General features: G+C 35.1%; 14 protein-coding genes. 5 read left to right on the top strand and 9 right to left on the bottom strand.

Translation table 11 applies throughout. The annotated features are described in order from the left end of the window. The first annotated feature begins 78 nt into the window (after positions 1–78). The 4 genes from HMPREF1252_RS04590 (at position 79) to HMPREF1252_RS04575 (ending at position 6,279) form a co-directional block, all read left to right on the top strand. Positions 79–1,077, top strand: a complete 999-nt coding sequence (locus tag HMPREF1252_RS04590; protein ID WP_036746885.1) for an electron transfer flavoprotein subunit alpha/FixB family protein — start codon at positions 79–81, stop codon at positions 1,075–1,077. A 968-nt stretch (positions 1,078–2,045) separates the two neighbouring features. Beyond that, positions 2,046–2,759, top strand: coding sequence for an ABC transporter ATP-binding protein (locus HMPREF1252_RS04585; RefSeq protein ID WP_008901040.1), 714 nt, complete (start codon positions 2,046–2,048; stop codon positions 2,757–2,759). Further along, positions 2,756–4,915, top strand: coding sequence for a COG1361 S-layer family protein (locus tag HMPREF1252_RS04580; RefSeq protein ID WP_023059561.1), 2,160 nt, complete (start codon positions 2,756–2,758; stop codon positions 4,913–4,915). Before HMPREF1252_RS04585 ends, HMPREF1252_RS04580 begins: the two co-directional genes overlap by 4 nt. Then, positions 4,915–6,279: an ABC transporter permease gene (locus HMPREF1252_RS04575; protein WP_023059529.1), complete on the top strand. Its 1,365-nt coding sequence runs from the start codon at positions 4,915–4,917 to the stop codon at positions 6,277–6,279. The genes HMPREF1252_RS04580 and HMPREF1252_RS04575 overlap by 1 nt, the downstream gene beginning before the upstream one ends. A gap of 69 nt (positions 6,280–6,348) precedes the next feature. On the opposite strand, the gene HMPREF1252_RS04570 is transcribed toward HMPREF1252_RS04575, so the two are convergent. The 3 genes from HMPREF1252_RS04570 to HMPREF1252_RS09260 all read right to left on the bottom strand — a co-directional run bounded on the left by HMPREF1252_RS04570 (position 6,349) and on the right by HMPREF1252_RS09260 (position 9,311). Beyond that, positions 6,349–7,506 (bottom strand): DUF4097 family beta strand repeat-containing protein, encoded by a 1,158-nt coding sequence (locus HMPREF1252_RS04570; RefSeq protein ID WP_023059556.1) that lies wholly within the window; start codon positions 7,504–7,506, stop codon positions 6,349–6,351. Position 7,507: 1 nt separating this feature from the next. After that, positions 7,508–7,879, bottom strand: coding sequence for a DUF2089 domain-containing protein (locus HMPREF1252_RS04565; RefSeq protein ID WP_008901036.1), 372 nt, complete (start codon positions 7,877–7,879; stop codon positions 7,508–7,510). 220 nt (positions 7,880–8,099) lie between these two features. Beyond that, complete coding sequence (locus tag HMPREF1252_RS09260) at positions 8,100–9,311, bottom strand: copper amine oxidase N-terminal domain-containing protein (protein ID WP_023059559.1); 1,212 nt, start codon at positions 9,309–9,311, stop codon at positions 8,100–8,102. Between the two features lie 167 nt (positions 9,312–9,478). On the opposite strand from HMPREF1252_RS09260, the gene fucO reads away from it, so the two are divergent. Beyond that, positions 9,479–10,627, top strand: coding sequence for a lactaldehyde reductase (gene fucO / locus HMPREF1252_RS04555; protein ID WP_023059551.1), 1,149 nt, complete (start codon positions 9,479–9,481; stop codon positions 10,625–10,627). A gap of 56 nt (positions 10,628–10,683) precedes the next feature. On the opposite strand, the gene HMPREF1252_RS04550 is transcribed toward fucO, so the two are convergent. The 6 genes from HMPREF1252_RS04550 to HMPREF1252_RS04525 all read right to left on the bottom strand — a co-directional run bounded on the left by HMPREF1252_RS04550 (position 10,684) and on the right by HMPREF1252_RS04525 (position 16,037). Next, the gene (locus HMPREF1252_RS04550; RefSeq protein ID WP_023059555.1) at positions 10,684–11,448 is read right to left on the bottom strand and encodes an IclR family transcriptional regulator; all 765 of its coding nucleotides are present in this window, start codon (positions 11,446–11,448) and stop codon (positions 10,684–10,686) included. Positions 11,449–11,558: 110 nt separating this feature from the next. After that, the gene (locus HMPREF1252_RS04545; RefSeq protein ID WP_023059535.1) at positions 11,559–12,728 is read right to left on the bottom strand and encodes a UxaA family hydrolase; all 1,170 of its coding nucleotides are present in this window, start codon (positions 12,726–12,728) and stop codon (positions 11,559–11,561) included. Between the two features lie 9 nt (positions 12,729–12,737). Beyond that, positions 12,738–13,028, bottom strand: a complete 291-nt coding sequence (locus HMPREF1252_RS04540) for a UxaA family hydrolase (protein WP_023059528.1) — start codon at positions 13,026–13,028, stop codon at positions 12,738–12,740. A 2-nt stretch (positions 13,029–13,030) separates the two neighbouring features. Beyond that, positions 13,031–13,927 (bottom strand): dihydrodipicolinate synthase family protein, encoded by an 897-nt coding sequence (locus HMPREF1252_RS04535; RefSeq protein WP_023059541.1) that lies wholly within the window; start codon positions 13,925–13,927, stop codon positions 13,031–13,033. A gap of 44 nt (positions 13,928–13,971) precedes the next feature. Beyond that, positions 13,972–14,766, bottom strand: a complete 795-nt coding sequence (locus HMPREF1252_RS04530; RefSeq protein ID WP_023059546.1) for an amidohydrolase — start codon at positions 14,764–14,766, stop codon at positions 13,972–13,974. Next, positions 14,766–16,037 (bottom strand): MFS transporter, encoded by a 1,272-nt coding sequence (locus HMPREF1252_RS04525; RefSeq protein WP_023059532.1) that lies wholly within the window; start codon positions 16,035–16,037, stop codon positions 14,766–14,768. The genes HMPREF1252_RS04530 and HMPREF1252_RS04525 overlap by 1 nt, the downstream gene beginning before the upstream one ends. Positions 16,038–16,044: the final 7 nt, after the last annotated feature.

Raw genomic sequence — 16,044 nt, 5'->3', positions numbered from 1 at the left:
CGAAAAAAATAGTGATGAAGAAAAAGTAGAAGAAATCATAAAAATACTAAAGGACAACAAAAGGATCTAAGGTGAATTATGAATATGAGTAAAAATATTTGGGTAGTTTGTGAAACATTTGAACAAAAGATCACAAACCTAACATTTGAACTACTAGCAAACGCAAGACATTTAGCAGAAGGTCTAGGTGGACAAGTAGTAGCAGTACTATTTACAGAAAAAAGAGCGGGACTAATAGAAGAATTAGAAAGATATGGAGCAGACAAAGTAATCCTAGTGGAAGATGAAAAATTCAAACAATTCGATTCAAAGGTAGCTGCCCATGCACTAGATAAATTAATCGACAAGTACGAACCATACGCAGTGCTAATCGGATCATCAGTAAACGGAAGAGATATCGGAGGAAGAATCACAGCTAAGAGAGAAATCGGACTAGTTGCAGACTGCCAAGAAATAAAACTTACAGAAGATAAATCTGACATCATGTGGATCAGACCAACCTTCGACGGAAAACTCCTATCAGACATAAGAATTACAAGTACCCCTAAGATAGGAACCGTAGGTAACAAGACCGGAGTAGAACTATTCCACGATGAAGGACACAAAGCAGAAGTAATAGAAGAAAAGATTGAAGTAGAAAGTCCACTTAACAAAATACTTTCCTTCGTAAAGGACGAAGAACACGAACATCTAAGCTTAGAAGACGCAGAAGTGATCGTTGCAGCAGGAATGGGAGTAAAAGACGAAGAAGGACTAAAAGTTGTAAAGGACTTTGCAAAAGCACTAGGAGCAGAATTCGGAGTTACAAAACCTATAGTAGATAACGGCTGGGCTGACAAGAGTCTACAAGTAGGAGTAACAGGCAAGACTGTAAAACCAAAACTATATATAGCAGTTGGAATCTCTGGAGCATTACAACATACCAATGGAATGAAAGAATCAGAACTAATCATAGCCATAAATAGCGACAAGGATGCAAAGATAATGAAAATTGCAAACTATGGAATAGTAGGAGATCTATTCACCATACTTCCATTACTATCAGAGAGAATAAGAGAAGAAAAGAAAGTGAACTAGAAAACTAGTTTAAGACCCCTGGACTAACAGGGGTTTTTATTTTAAATAAATATTTTTTACTTAAATGGATGGTTTAATTTTGTAGCGGAAGCTACCGGCTTCAATCAACCTCGATACTAAATTTTCCTAATTTAGCCGTAAGGCGTAATTGTAACTGTACATATTATTCACACCCGTAGCGGAAGCATTTTGCTTCCACAGCCGAAGGCGTGAAGTCTTTAAACATTGCAAATAATTAACAATTATCGAGCGAAAGTCCTCCCAACTAGTCATCCTGAGCGGAAAAGGCGATAGCCTTTGAAGTCGAAGGATCTGACCTATATTTAACCAGTATTTGCAATTAATATTTTTACAAAATCTCCCAACTACAGTCACCCTGAGCGGAAGAGCCGTAAGGCTCTGTAGTCGAATGGGTCTAACCTCAGAGGGTCAAGTCTAAGCAAATGAAATAAAAATTATTCTGATGCTATCCGGATAGCATTTAAATTAAAAATAACGTAGATGCTCTACGTAGAGCATAAGAAAATAATAAGCAGTGTTTGACCTCACCAGGGTTATACCCGTTCGACTCACTTCGTTCGCTCAGGGTGACTGTCTTCCTTAAGTGTTTTTAAAATGGAAGCAGATAGCTTTCGCTAAAAAAATTAAATTTTGATGCTCTACGTAGAGCATAAGAAAATAATCATCAATGTTTAACCTCACCAGGGTTATACCCGTTCGACTCACTTCGTTCGCTCAGGGTGACTGTCTTCCTTAAGTGTTTTTAAAATGGAAGCAGATTGCTTCCGCTACAAACAATTAAATTTTAAATGCTATATGTAGAGCATCTAAATTTCACCAAATAATAGCGGAAATAGTTATGATGCTATAAAAATTTTACAAAATTTTCAGATAGGAATTCTTAAATTTAATACTTTTGTAAACTATTAAAATCTTAGCTATGTTATACTAAAACAAGAGGTGGTAATATGAAGCTTATAGAGATTCGCGACCTGAAGAAAATCTATAAAATGGGCACAGAAAAAGTAGTAGCCCTCGGCGGAATAAATCTAGATATATACGAAGGAGAAATCCTCTGTCTACTAGGTACTTCCGGCTCAGGTAAATCCACACTTCTAAATATGGTTGCAGGACTAGACAAACCAACCTCAGGAACGATCTCCATCGGCGGGATACATATTGAGAAGTTAAGTGAAAGCCAGGTAACTAAATTTAGAAGATTAAATGTCGGATTTATTTTTCAATCCTACAATCTTATAAAAAATCTCTCCGCCATGGACAATGTCAGCTTGGGACTCATATTTAAAGGAGTTCCTAAGAAAAAAAGAGATGAACTTGCAAAAGATATACTTGAAAAGGTAGGACTAGGAGAAAGACTCCACCACAAACCAAACGAGATGAGTGGTGGTCAACAACAAAGAGTTTCCATAGCCCGAGCATTTGTCGATGCACCTAAGATTATCTTTGCCGACGAGCCAACGGGAAATCTGGACACCAACACATCATTTGAAGTAATGAACCTCATGTGCGAAATGGCTCGTAAGAACAATCAAACACTGATAATAGTAACCCACGACGTAGAGACATCCATCTACGCAGATAGAATAGTGGACATGAGAGATGGGATGATAACAAGCATAGAAGAAAATGACGCAAAGATACCTAGAAAGGAGATAGTATGAAAAAATTCACTTCTATATTACTGGCATTAATAATGCTATTTACGATTAATACTTATGCAGAGGGAAATCCAAAAGAAACAAAAAACCCAGGTGGGAGACTTATAGTTTCTTTAGCTCAGACAATTGAAACTGGTACAAATGGAATATGGATAGTTTCAGTAAGAATAGATAAAACAAAGTTTGGCAAAACACCGATAAACAATCTTAGTGGACAAGTATCTATAACAAATCCAACTAAAGCCTATATAGATGGCGATGGATATTTAAACAAAACCCAAAATATTGCAGACAGAAACGCAAGTAATAAAATCTTTAATTTTGCAAATTCTACTGAAGAAGCATACTTTTTCATTAAGGTAGATAGTGATTTTCAAGGCGGAACTGTACCTGTTGATATTTCACTGGATTATGATGTAGATGGAGAAAGAACTTCTCAAAACGAAACTGTTTACGTAAAGATAAACGCCCCAACAAAACCTGTTAACCCAGCAATAGAAATTAAAAAAGTAGATACCTTCTGGATCAACGAACAAGAAGCGGGCAAGGAATTCCAAGTTCCATTCCAAGTTACAAACACTGGTGATGCTCCTGCAAATAATATCAAAATATCCCTTGATGGACTTGAATCACAAAAGATCACCCTTGCAAGTGGACTTTCAACTGCAGATATTACAACCCTTAACCCAGGAGAAACCAAGTACATTACCTTTAATTTAAAGTCTGATAAATCTACAGTTCCTGGAACATATATGCTTACCCTTGAATATACATTTTCAGGATATGGTCAAGGAGAAAATAAAACTTCTGACCAAGCACCAAAGACTGGTAAGTATCAATTTTCATTTAATATTACTAAATCACAACAAGAACCTTCAGATTTAGAATTTAGAAATATTAAATTCCCATCAGGAATTCTATATAGAAATGCGAAGGCTACCATTTCCTTTGACCTTGTAAACACAGGAAAGGTTACTGCTAAGAATCTAAAGGTACAAGCAAATAGCCAAGATCAAAATGGACTTGCGTCTAGAACTGTTTCAATCATTCAACTAAAAGAACTTGCGCCTGGAGAAAAGAAAAACTTCTCCTACGATTTTATGGTTACACCTTCTGCAGAAACTAAGAACTATCCTGTGGAACTAAAGGTCGATTACACAGACGACACAAAGGCGGAAGCTCAATCTACAAGTCAAATCGTGGGAGTATTTGTAAAGGCTCCAGTGGAAAAGAATGACGGCAAACCTGTAAATGAATCTACACCTAAACTTATAATCGAAGATTATTATTTAGAACCACAAACTATTGAAGCAGGCAAGCCATTTAAACTATATTTAAAATTCTTCAACACCAATGCGAAGAAGACTGTTAAAAATATCAAGATCTTCCTTACTTCAGATACACAAGAATCTGTAGGATCTGGAGATTCTAACGGAGGACAAACTGGTGGAGCTATGCCAACTGCATCCGTATTTACGCCGGTGGATTCTTCTAATACTTTCTATATTGCAAGCATCGCACCGGGAGCAAGGATTGAAAAGGAAATTACTTTTACAACCGTTCCTGATACTGCTGCAAAAACATACACAGTAGTTGCAAACTTTGAATACGAAGATGCAAAGGCAAATAAGTACACAGACACCGCTCAAATCGGTGTGCCTGTAGTTCAACAAGCGAAACTTGAAGTGGGAGACGTGCTACCACAAGGTGAATTTATGGTAGGAGGGGAAACTCCACTTTCAATAGATTATTACAACACTGGTAAAGCAAATCTTTCAAACGTGATGATTAAGATCAAGGGCGAAGGATTGAAGTTCGATACACCATCATACTACAAAGGAGCTTTTGCACCGGGCTCTCAAGATACCTTTATGGTAAATGTAACTCCTGATACTCCAGGACAAAAGAAAGTTGAACTCGTTTGGACCTTCGAAGACTCAATGGGAGTTACCAAAGAGGTAAAGAAAGAATATGAATTCACCGTAGAAGATATGCCTAAAATGGATGAAAATGACATGAACAACCAAGACATGGGCGGCGGTTCATCTAAAGGTATCTTCAAAATACTCGGTGGGCTTGCAGTAGCGGCTGCGGCAATCGGTGGAGCATTCTTTATCTACAAGAAAAAGAAAAAAAATGACGAGGATCTAACAATCTAATGAAGTTTAGCGATTTATTCAAAATGGCGGCGGGAAACTTGGCTTCGAGAAAGCTAAGGACATTCCTGACCGTTCTAGGTGTAATAATCGGTGCAACGGCAATAATTATAATTATTTCAATCGGTCGTGGTTTTAAATTTATGAACTCCAAATTCTATGAGGATATGGGGGACATGAGGGTCCTAGAGCTAAATAGTCAATTCACGAGATTTGATCCAGAGATGGACAAGCCGGGATACCAAAAGCCAAAGAAGAAACCGATGAACAATCAAACCATAAATGAAGTTTCTGAAATAGAGCATATAAAGGCAGTAATCCCTATGTACGAAGCTACTGTCAGTCTAAAAATGGGAAGAGAAGAAGCTAGTTATGTGGATATAGTTGGGATGCCACCTCAATATATGGAAGACTATGGAATTGAGCTTGCAAATGGGAAATATATAGCGCCAGGAGAAAAAAATCCAGTGGTAATTTTAGGCTCCCAGGTTAAGTATCAATTCTACGATAGAAGTCGTCCTAACTATTTTTCAGAAAAAAAATCTTTGATGAATCGAAAGATCTACATCACAAAATTTGAACCAAAATCAACCAGTGACGATGATAGAATGTCAGATATGGGATCCATGGAGATGGATGGAAATCAAAACAATCAAAGCGACGGTAAACAAGTTCAACTTAGAATATCTGGAGAAATGACAGAAGGAAATGACTACCAAAAACAAAATTGTCTCTTTATGAGTATCGAAACTTATAAAGCCTTGGCGAGTCAATTCAAAGTAAAATTAAAATCCAAGAACTACAACAATATAAAAGTAGTAGTTGATGATATAAAAAATGTAGACGCAGTAACAAAAGCGCTTAAAGATAAGGGATTTCGTCCTTACAATATGACGAAAGAATTCTTAGATAATGCCAATAAACAGATAGGAATCGTACAGGCAGTCTTTGGCGGTATCGGAGCAATTTCATTTATAATTGCAGCTATTGGTATCGCAAACACAATGATCATGTCCATCTACGAAAGGACCAAAGAAATCGGAATTATGAAGGTAATAGGAGCATCTATAAGAGATATTCAAAACCTATTCCTTTTAGAAGCGAGCCTTATAGGTCTTATCGGAGGAGTGATCGCGGTTGTAAACTCACTTATTATCTCTGTACTTGCGAACAAATTTTTCGCCGGGTACTTTATGGGACAGCTGGGTGGAGAAACAGTAAACTTCGAGCCTAAGATTTCCATAATTTCTGTTGGACTTATCCTAACTGCACTAGGATTTTCAACGCTAATTGGACTTCTTTCAGGATACCTACCTGCAAGACGTGCAATGAAACTATCAGCCCTTGATGCAATAAGAACTGAATAAAATAAAAAAAGCAACGAAGAGAATTTTTAAATTTTCTCAAATCGTTGCTTTTTATTTTGTATTTTGTTTTTAGTCTATGTTTTTGTTATCTTCAATATTTATATTTGCATTTGCTGTTGCTAGTACGAAATCAATAGCGTTTCCTTCTTCTTCGAAATGGGTAGTGGATGCGACGATGTGTTTGTTATAGGAGTAGGTATCCTTTTGGGAATTTGATTTCATCTCAACGGGAATATTTAAATTGATTCTTCCGGAGGTGGTTGCAAGGTCGAAGTTTGCCCTGCGTTTTAGATTTCCAAGTTCCATAGACAAATCTCCGTTGGAACTTTTGAGACTTGCTTTTTTTAGTCGATCTGTAGAAAGATTTTCTAAAAGGATAGAACCGTTTGAAGTATGTAGCTTCAAATCGGTGAAGTCCAAGTTCTCTCCATTTATCCTGCCGTTGGAAGTTGTACCTTTAAACTCATCAAAAGAAATATCTTCTATAAAAATCTTGCTATTGGATGATTTTACATTTGCCACTGAGCCTGTTGTGTCTTCTATATTAATCGGTCCGTTTGAAGTGGTTATAGATAGTTCGTCTACATTTGAATCCTCAAGTCTTATCTTTCCATTTGTGGTGGATAGATCAAGTTTTGACGCTAAAATATCTTCTGCAAATATAGGTGCGTTGGTAGTATCTACCACAATATTTGAAAATTCTCTACTTGGAATTTGTGCCACTACTTCTAAATAGAACTGCTCATTTTCGCTTGGTTTTTTTGATTTAAAAGAAATGTGTTCGCCATCATTTTCAAAGGTAAAGAAGTCACTTTCTTCGAAATTTTCCATATTTTTGTAGTGGACTTTAACATTTATATTTAGCTCATCATCGTCAGACTCTTCCAACTGAACAGATCCATTTCTATTGTAAATAAAAAGTTCTGGATTTTTCATATTAGAAACATCTACCTTAAAAAGTTTTTGGAAAAGGTCGAATTTTCCTTTGATTTGGAAGGTAAAATCCTTATCGAAAATGGTAGCGAATGTAGTTTTTATAAAATCGTTGACGCTTTTTTCTATACCTTGGAATCCTTCCTTCGCCTTATCTACATCGAAGGAGATGACATTTTTATTCTTCTTATTTATCGGTTCTTCGTAGTCCAAAGCATTTAAAAGCTCTTTCGCTTCTTCGACTGTAATCTTTCCCTTTTGTAACATTTCTAGAATTTGATCTTGTTCTTTCAAATTAATCCCTCCTTTGTTTAAGTAAATTTACAGCTTCTTCAGAAGTGATTTCACCCTTATCCAGTTTATCTAAAACTTCTGAACGACTAAGAGTTATCTCTGTATCTTCTGGGTAACCTAGAGCCACCACTATTTCTTCCAATTTATTACGCACAGTTGGATAGGATATTCCCATCATGCGTTCCATTTCTTTGATACTTCCACGACTCACAAGGAAAAGTTCCACCATTTTAAGTTGTTCTTCTGTAAGCTGATTAAACTTAGTTAAATAGAAATCTCCTTCTATGGAAATATTACAGTGTTTACATTCGATTCTAGTTGCAACGGTTGGCTTGCCACAGAAAGGACAAGTGCCTGGAATTTTATTTGCCATAATATCCTCCTCTCATCTTTAACTTAATTGTACTACTAAAATTAAAAAAACGCAATATAAATATTAAAAAAATTAAGTTTTAAATTAAAAATATTAATTAAATTAACATAAATATTAAAAAAATTAAAATGCGGAGAGAAAAATTATAAAGCAAATAAAAATTTGAATAAAAAAATAGCGGACTAGCCGCTATTTTAATTTCTATTTATTATTAATCTAATTAGTCAAGAACTCCCTTTGTAAATCCGTTTAGAGTATTTTCTCCGGAAGAGATTTTAAATTTAATATTATTTATTACAATAGATCGTGCTTTATCGTAGGAAGCTTTTTTGTTTTCTTCGTATTGAACGTCTCTTGCTTCATCGGTCAACAAGAACATTTTGCCATTTTTGGCGACTGTGCAAGCATCTTCATTAGTTGTAGTATCTTGGTAGACAAATCTTACACTTCCACCGTAACTATAATTTTCAACGTCATAGAATTCAATTCCATCTTTGGAGAATTCGAGTTGAAGCTTCATAAGATCTTTTTCGTTTATGGTAGCAGTTACTTTTGGATTACCAAACGTGTAGATGAACTTACCTCCGTCAAGTGTTGCAGTTGTACCGCTCATTTCCTTAACCTTATTTCCTGATGGAACTAGGATGATCCTGTCAAATAGTTTAAATGATCTTAACATTTCATCGGCAAGAGGTCCTGTAGGTTCCATAAAATCTTGTGCGTCTACTCTAACTACGCAACCTTTTTCTCCGTTAAGTATAGTTTTAAGATTCGTGTCATATTCATCTTTTTCTGTTATAAAGTAGTAAGAGCCTAAGAATCCGGTATTATCATATCCATACTTCTTACCTTCCACATTTACATACTTAGAATAAACTGATACACCTTCATCATATTCGCTAGGTTTTATTTCTAGTTTTGCATCTACATCCTTAGGTACAAGTAGTTTAAAGCCGTACTTAGGATAGTCTTTAACCACATAATTTGAACTTACCTTAGGAGCCTTCTTTGGAAATTCTGCAGGCTTCTTGCCGATGTAAACAGATCTTGAAGGTTCATCCCAACCAACTTCTTTTCCAAATGCTTCGGAAATAAATCTAAGTGGAACGAAAGTATAGTTGTTACTTAAAAATGTCTTTACATCCATCTCACTTGCTTCGTCATTTTTTGCAAAGTCTTTTGAATTTACTTTTAACTCAACAACATCAGTGTCATTTGAAATCTTGATATCTTTGGTTTTGTCGAAGTATTCAACCTTGTAGCCAAGAGTTTCAGAAATAAATCTAAGTGGCACAAAAGTTCTAGACTCTCTTATGATGACATCGCCATCTTGAAGCTTGCCATCGATAAATAGATTGACATCTGATTTTGCCATCACGCCTACGAATAGTAAGTTAATGAACAAAATGCTTACAAATAATTTTTTCTTCATATTTACCTCCCTTTTAAATTAATTATAGCATAGGAAGATAAATAAAAAAGTTTAATAAAATTATTTAGTTAAAAAGTTGACAAATACACCAATAAATAATATTATTAAGTAAAGAGTTTGTATTTAGAAATAAGTTTCTTAAATGCGTACAAACAAGGAGGAAAATTATGACAAATAGAATAGTTTTAAATGGAACTTCTTATCATGGAAGTGGTTCTATTAACGAAATCGTTGCTGAAATTAAAAACAGAGGTTTTAAAAAAGCTTTCGTAGCTTCAGACCCAGACCTTATTAAATTCAATGTTACTTCTAAGGTTACAGATTTACTTGATAAGGAAGGATTCCCATATGAAGTATATTCTGATATCAAACCTAACCCAACTATTGAAAATGTTCAAAATGGTGTAGCTGCATTTAAAAAATCTGGCGCTGACTGCATAATCGCAATCGGTGGTGGATCTTCTATGGATACATCAAAAGCTATCGGTATTATAATAACTAACCCAGAGTTTGAAGATGTTCGTTCACTAGAAGGACTTTCTCCAACTAAGAACCCTTGCGTTCCTATTATAGCTGTTCCTACTACTGCTGGTACTGCTGCAGAAGTTACTATTAACTATGTAATTACTGACGTTGAAAAAGAAAGAAAATTCGTATGCGTTGACCCTAACGACATGCCAATCGTAGCAGTAGTTGACCCTGACATGATGTCTTCAATGCCTAAGGGACTTACAGCTGCAACTGGTATGGATGCTCTTACTCACGCAATTGAAGGTTATATTACAAGAGCTGCTTGGGAAATGACTGATATGTTCCACCTTGAAGCTATTAAATTAATCGGTAAACATCTAAGAGGTGCTGTTGAAAATACTAAAGAAGGTAGAGAAGGAATGGCACTTGCACAATATATTGCAGGTATGGGATTCTCAAATGTTGGTCTTGGAATAGACCACTCAATGGCTCATACTCTATCTGCTCATTATGACACTCCTCACGGTGTTGCATGCGCTATGTTTTTACCAATCGTAATGGAATTTAACAGAGATTACACTGGTGAAAGATATAGAGAAATTGCAAGAGCACTTGGAGTTAAAGGTGTAGATGAAATGTCCACAGAAGAATATAGAGATGCAGCAATAGAAGCTGTTCAAAAGCTATCTTCTGACATTGGAATACCAAAGACTAACGAAAGAATTAGAGAAGAAGATCTAGATCAACTTGCAACAGATGCTTTAAACGATGCATGTTATCCAGGTAATCCAAGAGAAGCAACTAAAGAACAAGTCATAGAAATGTTTAGAAAACTTATGGCATAACAAAAAACTCTTCTAGCTAGGCTAGGAGAGTTTATTTTTTATATTTTATTTACTTTTTAAATCAAGTCTTCGTTTTTAAAGATTGAGTATCCAAAAGATTCTTCAATCTTATTTTTATATTTTAAAAGTATTTCTAAAATGCTATTTAATTTTTCATCACTACTTCTAAATGTAGGAACGGACACACTTATTGCTGCGATGACCTTGTTATCTTTTTCGATTGGAACTGCTACACATCTCGCATCTAGACTAGTTTCTTGAATGTCATAGGAGTATCCTCTCGATTTGACCTTTTCTATTTCTTCTAAGAAGGAGTCCATATCTTTAATCGTATATTCTGTAAGAGGTTCTAGAGTTGGACCGATTAGTTCTTTTATTTCCTCGTTGGATTTTTTAGATATCAATACTTTTCCAAGTGCAGTTGAGTATATTGGCAAGAATTTACCCACGTAACTCATAAGCTGGATGGATTGGGTCGGTTCCTTCTTTGCTATATAGAAAACTTTGTTGTCTTGTATTATTCCTAGTTGGCAAATTTCGTTACACTCTTTTACTATTTCGCCCATGTTTGTCTTTATCATTTCTAATAGGGAAGTGGATTCCAAGTATGATTCTCCGGCGATAAAGGTATTTATCCCTATTTTATACTTCATATTATCTTTTCTAGATAAAAATTTTAAATTCACCATGGTAGATAAGATTGGCGAGATTGTACTTTTAGGAATATTTGTCTTTTCTGAGATTTCGCTTAGGGTGAGTTCTTCTTTTTCAGAAGCTATTGCCAAAAGTATTTGCAAAACTCTCTGTGTTGGCTTGTGCATTGTGTCTCCTTTATAAACTACATTATCAGTTTAATCTGTTTTTCTATTTAATCTAATATATTATATATTAATTCAAAAAAAAATAAAAGAGCCGATGGCTCTTGTTATTTCTATACGAATGCGGATGCTCTTTGGATTGCTGTTTCTGTGTATCCTAAGAGTTCTGCTTGTACTAATTTTCCATTACATACATCTACTATTAGGTCTAATAATTCTTCGCTAGCTTGTTCGATGCTTTTGTTTTCTGTTATGATTTTGCTTGCGTCATAATCTATATTGTCTGACATTCTAGCATAGGTTTCGCTATTTCCAGTTATCTTAATTACTGGAGCAATGGCGTGACCTGTTGGAGTTCCTCTTCCTGTAGAGAATACTACAAGTTGGCATCCTCCTGCTATGATTCCTCCAACAGAAGAAGCATCATTTCCAGGGGTATCCATTATAACTAGACCTTCTTTACCTTTTATTTGTTTAGAATAATCGTAGATATTATTTATTATAGAAGATCCGCCCTTGTGAATGCATCCAAGAGACTTTTCTTCTAGGGTGGTTAGTCCACCTTCTATATTACCAGGAGATGGATTTCCATCACGCACATCTAGCCCAGTATCATGTTTTATTTTTTCTTCGTAATTATTTATTATTTCATATAGCTTGTCGTGGACTTCTTTATTCTTTGCACGTCTTGCAAGTATATGCTCTGCACCTATAAATTCTGTAGTTTCACAAAGCACAGAGGTTGCGCCCATTGCTACCAACTTATCGCTAACTTCACCTATTGTAGGATTTGCTGCAATACCTGATGTTGTATCTGAGCCTCCGCAGTTAGTTCCAAGGATTAGCTCTGAAAGAGGAAACTCTTCTCTTTTAACAAGAGCAGCTTCTCCAATCATTTTCTTTGCCAAACTTTGAGCCTTGGCAATGGTCTTTAAAGTTCCGCCTTCTTCTTGTATAACCAATGTTTCTATAGGTTTTTTAGTTCTTTCCAAAATCTTTTCTTTTACTAAGCTTGCTTGTGCTGTTTCGCAGCCAAGACCTACTATTATTACTCCGTAGACATTTGGATTTGCTCCATATCCAGCGAGGGTATCAAGTGTTAGTTCAAAGTCTTGTCCTACTTGGGAACAACCAAGTTGTAAATTGAAAGTAACTGCACCATTTAAATTGGAAGCTATTAACCTTGTAGTATCTGATGCACAAATACTTGCAGGCAGAATTAAAACGTGATTTCTAATTCCTACTCTTCCATCATCTCTTCTATAACCCCAAAAAGTTCTCAATTTATCACCTCATTCTTTTTCTTCCAGATTTTCTCTATGAGCTTTTACATTATGTGTATGAACATGGGATCCTTTAGCGATATCAACGCTTGCTCTTCCTATATTTTCTCCATATTTTACGATATCTTCATCTGTTTTTATATCACAAATAGCGATTTTATGATATATAGGTATATCATTTTGCGCTACAACTTCTCTTTTTTCTTTATTATCTAAATAACTTACAGTTTCGCCTTTTTTTACTTGGCTTAAAACTGTTACAACATTATCTTTTTCGCTAACCTTAAGAGCGTACTTCATAACTACCTCCTAGATATAACTGTTTTTCTTAGATTTTTTGCAAATTCATAAGTTTTGTCATCTAATTCTTCAAATGGGAAGATAGTGTAATCGCTTATACTTAGTCCATCATCGATTAAGAACTTCTTGAAAATATGTGAGAAGTTCATTTCAACGCTGTATAAAGGCATAAGTCTGTCTATAATATTTCCAATAGATCTAACTTTTTCATAATTTCCTTCATTTATTGCAAGTACCCAATCAGACCATAGTCTAGGTTCAAAGTTTGAAAGAGCAGCTATACAACCATTTCCACCGGCGATGATATTTGGAACAAAATGATCATCATATCCAGAATACACTTCAAAGTCAGATCTAAGATCTTTAACTTTTAAAATTACTTCCTTTGTATGGGTTAGATTTCCGGTAGAATCTTTCATTCCCTTTATATTTTTATGTTTTTTTGCAAGTTCATAAGTGGTAGTAGCACTCATATCAAAACCTGTTCTTGCAGGGAAGTTGTAGATATAGATATCTCCATTTATCTTTTGTGCAAGCACATCGAAATAGTGGAAGACTTCTTCTTGGCTTATTCCATAGTAGAATGGAGGAAGTATAAGCACTCCCTTAACTCCAAGAGAGATAGCATAGTTAGAAAGTTCTATACATTCATCTATATCTAGAGAATTTGTACCAGGTATTAAATCTAATTTTCCTTTTGATTCGTCCACATAAAGTTTAATCAAATCTTTTTTATTTTGTAGAGATATTGCTGTAAATTCTCCGCTGCTTCCAAGAGGAACAGCTCCATCAACCCCATTATCAATTAAATATTTAACTAATAATCTATTTCCTTCCAAATCTATATTACCGTCTTTATCAAAGATTGTAACGGTAGGTGTTATTATTTTTGCTTTCATAAATATCCTTTCAATTGAACAGGCAGTCCAAAGACTGCCCCATATTATATATCTAAATTATAGCATCTAATTGCGTTGTTATAGAAGAAATCTTCGTCATCTTTGAACTCTTCAAGTAATATTAAAAGATGTTCTTTGAAGCTTGAATATAGTTCTACTACAGGCCAGTTAGACGCATACATAAGTCTATCGCTTCTAAAAGTTTCTTTTACAAATTTTAAAAGGTCTTTTACAAATTCTTTATCCTTTGTAGAATAACCTGAAACTTTAACATAAACATTGTCAAGTTTTGCAAATTTCTTCATTACAGATTTGTATTCTTCTGACAACTCTGTGACATTTCCCAAGTGGTTTAAAATAAATGTTTCTTCTGGAAGACTCTTAGCTGTCTTATAGAAATCTTCAAGTTCATCAACTCTATTGCAAGATTCAAAAGGCATGTTCTTCTTTGCGAGATTTTTTAAACCTTCTATGAATGATTCTTCTAGGCATCTTCCCTTAGGAGCATCTCCAGTGTGTAGAGGCTCTCTAATTCCTGTTGCAAAAGCAGGTACTCTCATAGTTGGAGAAACCTTAGATTTCATCATTGTAGCTAGAATTTTTTTGTTTTTCTTGCATAGATCATATATTATTTCGTCTTCTTGTATTGGGTCTTTGCCATCTACTTCAACGTAAATTCCGCCTACAAAATCAATGCCATCTTTTTCATTATAATTATTTGAGAATTCTTCAAAAGTAAAAGTTCTCTTTAGAACTTCGTCAACACCTTCAAGCCATGGAAGATCTTGTTTTTCTAAGTCCCATACGTGAAAGTGGGTATCTATAATTTTATTTTTCATTATCTAACAACCTCTAAATTTTTCTTTGAACCTTTAAATCCGTACCAAGCACAGTATAAGAATCCTGGAACAGCAAACCACATTGCAGCTTGGATTCCAAATTTATCTCCAATAGCACTCATTAGTAAAGGAATAAGTGCAGCCCCTACTATACTCATTACAAGCATACTAGATCCAGTCTTAGCATCGCTTCCTGTAATATTTGTAAGTGCAAGGGAGAAGATAGTTGGAAATCCTATTGAAATAAATAGGTATGCTCCCATGAATAGAATAACTGAAAGTTTGCCAAGTCCTAGTGCAACTGTAGTCATACAAATTGCTGAGATGGTCATATAAACTCCTAGTATTTTACCTGCTTCAAACTTCTTCATAAGTGGAGTAGTTACAAAACGACCGATTGTAAATAGTAAAGAAAGGATCGCTAGATATTTTGTAGCTGTACCGGAAGTCATTCCGTCCCAGTGAGCTGCAGCATATCCGGAGAATAGTGCCATTCCACCAACTTGAAGTCCTATAAATATAAATTCAGCAATAATTCCAAGCACGAAGTGGCTTCTTGACATAAGTCTTTTAATTATTTCGCCAGTCTTTTCATCTTTTACTTCTTCTTCAGCATCCCCTGGAGGAGATGGAAGATTTGCAAAGAAGAATACAGCTATTATTAGAATTAATGCGATTGCAATTACGATATAGATTCCTTTAGTTTGAGTTAAAAACTGAAGTTTTGCTTCTTCAAATCCAGGATCTCCATAATTTACAGTTTGTCCAATTATATTACCAAGAATAAAAGGTCCGACTATATTACCTACACCGTTAAATGATTGAGCTAGGTTTATTCTCATAGATTCATTTTCTGGATCGCCAAGTTTTGTGATGTATGGATTGCAATTTGTTTCAAGGGTTGCAGATCCACAAGCTATAACAAACATTGCCAACAAGAAAAGTGAATAGCTCATAGAATTTGTAGCAGGGATAGTTAAAAGTGAACCAACTATAAATAAAAATAGTCCAGTTATTATTCCGGCTTTGTAACCATGTTTTCTAGAAATTATTGAAGCTGGTATTGATAAAAAGAAGTAAGCTCCAAAGTAAGCAACTTGTAGAAGGGAAGTTTCTGTTCCGCTTAGTTGCATATAATTTCCCATAGGAGAGTAAAGCGCGTTTACTAGGTTCATTGTAAGACCCCACACAAAGAATAGTGAAGTTACAAGAACGATAGCAAGACCAGCTTTAGATCCTCTAAGTTCTTTCAATTGTTTATTATCAGTCATAGGTCTC

The organism is Peptoniphilus sp. BV3AC2 (assembly GCF_000478945.1).
GTDB lineage: Bacteria > Bacillota > Clostridia > Tissierellales > Peptoniphilaceae > Peptoniphilus_B > Peptoniphilus_B duerdenii.
Note: the sequence above shows the minus strand (reverse complement) of the source record. Positions and strands in the feature narration are given on the sequence as shown.

Coding starts and splice junctions, on each gene's coding strand:
- HMPREF1252_RS04590 (WP_036746885.1), top strand. CDS start 79: ATGAATATGAGTAAAAATATTTGGGTAGTTTGTGAAACATTTGAACAA.
- HMPREF1252_RS04540 (WP_023059528.1), bottom strand. CDS start 13,028: ATGAAGTACGCTCTTAAGGTTAGCGAAAAAGATAATGTTGTAACAGTT.
- fucO (WP_023059551.1), top strand. CDS start 9,479: ATGACAAATAGAATAGTTTTAAATGGAACTTCTTATCATGGAAGTGGT.
- HMPREF1252_RS04565 (WP_008901036.1), bottom strand. CDS start 7,879: ATGGCAAATAAAATTCCAGGCACTTGTCCTTTCTGTGGCAAGCCAACC.
- HMPREF1252_RS04530 (WP_023059546.1), bottom strand. CDS start 14,766: ATGAAAAATAAAATTATAGATACCCACTTTCACGTATGGGACTTAGAA.
- HMPREF1252_RS09260 (WP_023059559.1), bottom strand. CDS start 9,311: ATGAAGAAAAAATTATTTGTAAGCATTTTGTTCATTAACTTACTATTC.
- HMPREF1252_RS04585 (WP_008901040.1), top strand. CDS start 2,046: ATGAAGCTTATAGAGATTCGCGACCTGAAGAAAATCTATAAAATGGGC.
- HMPREF1252_RS04525 (WP_023059532.1), bottom strand. CDS start 16,037: ATGACTGATAATAAACAATTGAAAGAACTTAGAGGATCTAAAGCTGGT.
- HMPREF1252_RS04550 (WP_023059555.1), bottom strand. CDS start 11,448: ATGCACAAGCCAACACAGAGAGTTTTGCAAATACTTTTGGCAATAGCT.
- HMPREF1252_RS04580 (WP_023059561.1), top strand. CDS start 2,756: ATGAAAAAATTCACTTCTATATTACTGGCATTAATAATGCTATTTACG.
- HMPREF1252_RS04575 (WP_023059529.1), top strand. CDS start 4,915: ATGAAGTTTAGCGATTTATTCAAAATGGCGGCGGGAAACTTGGCTTCG.
- HMPREF1252_RS04535 (WP_023059541.1), bottom strand. CDS start 13,927: ATGAAAGCAAAAATAATAACACCTACCGTTACAATCTTTGATAAAGAC.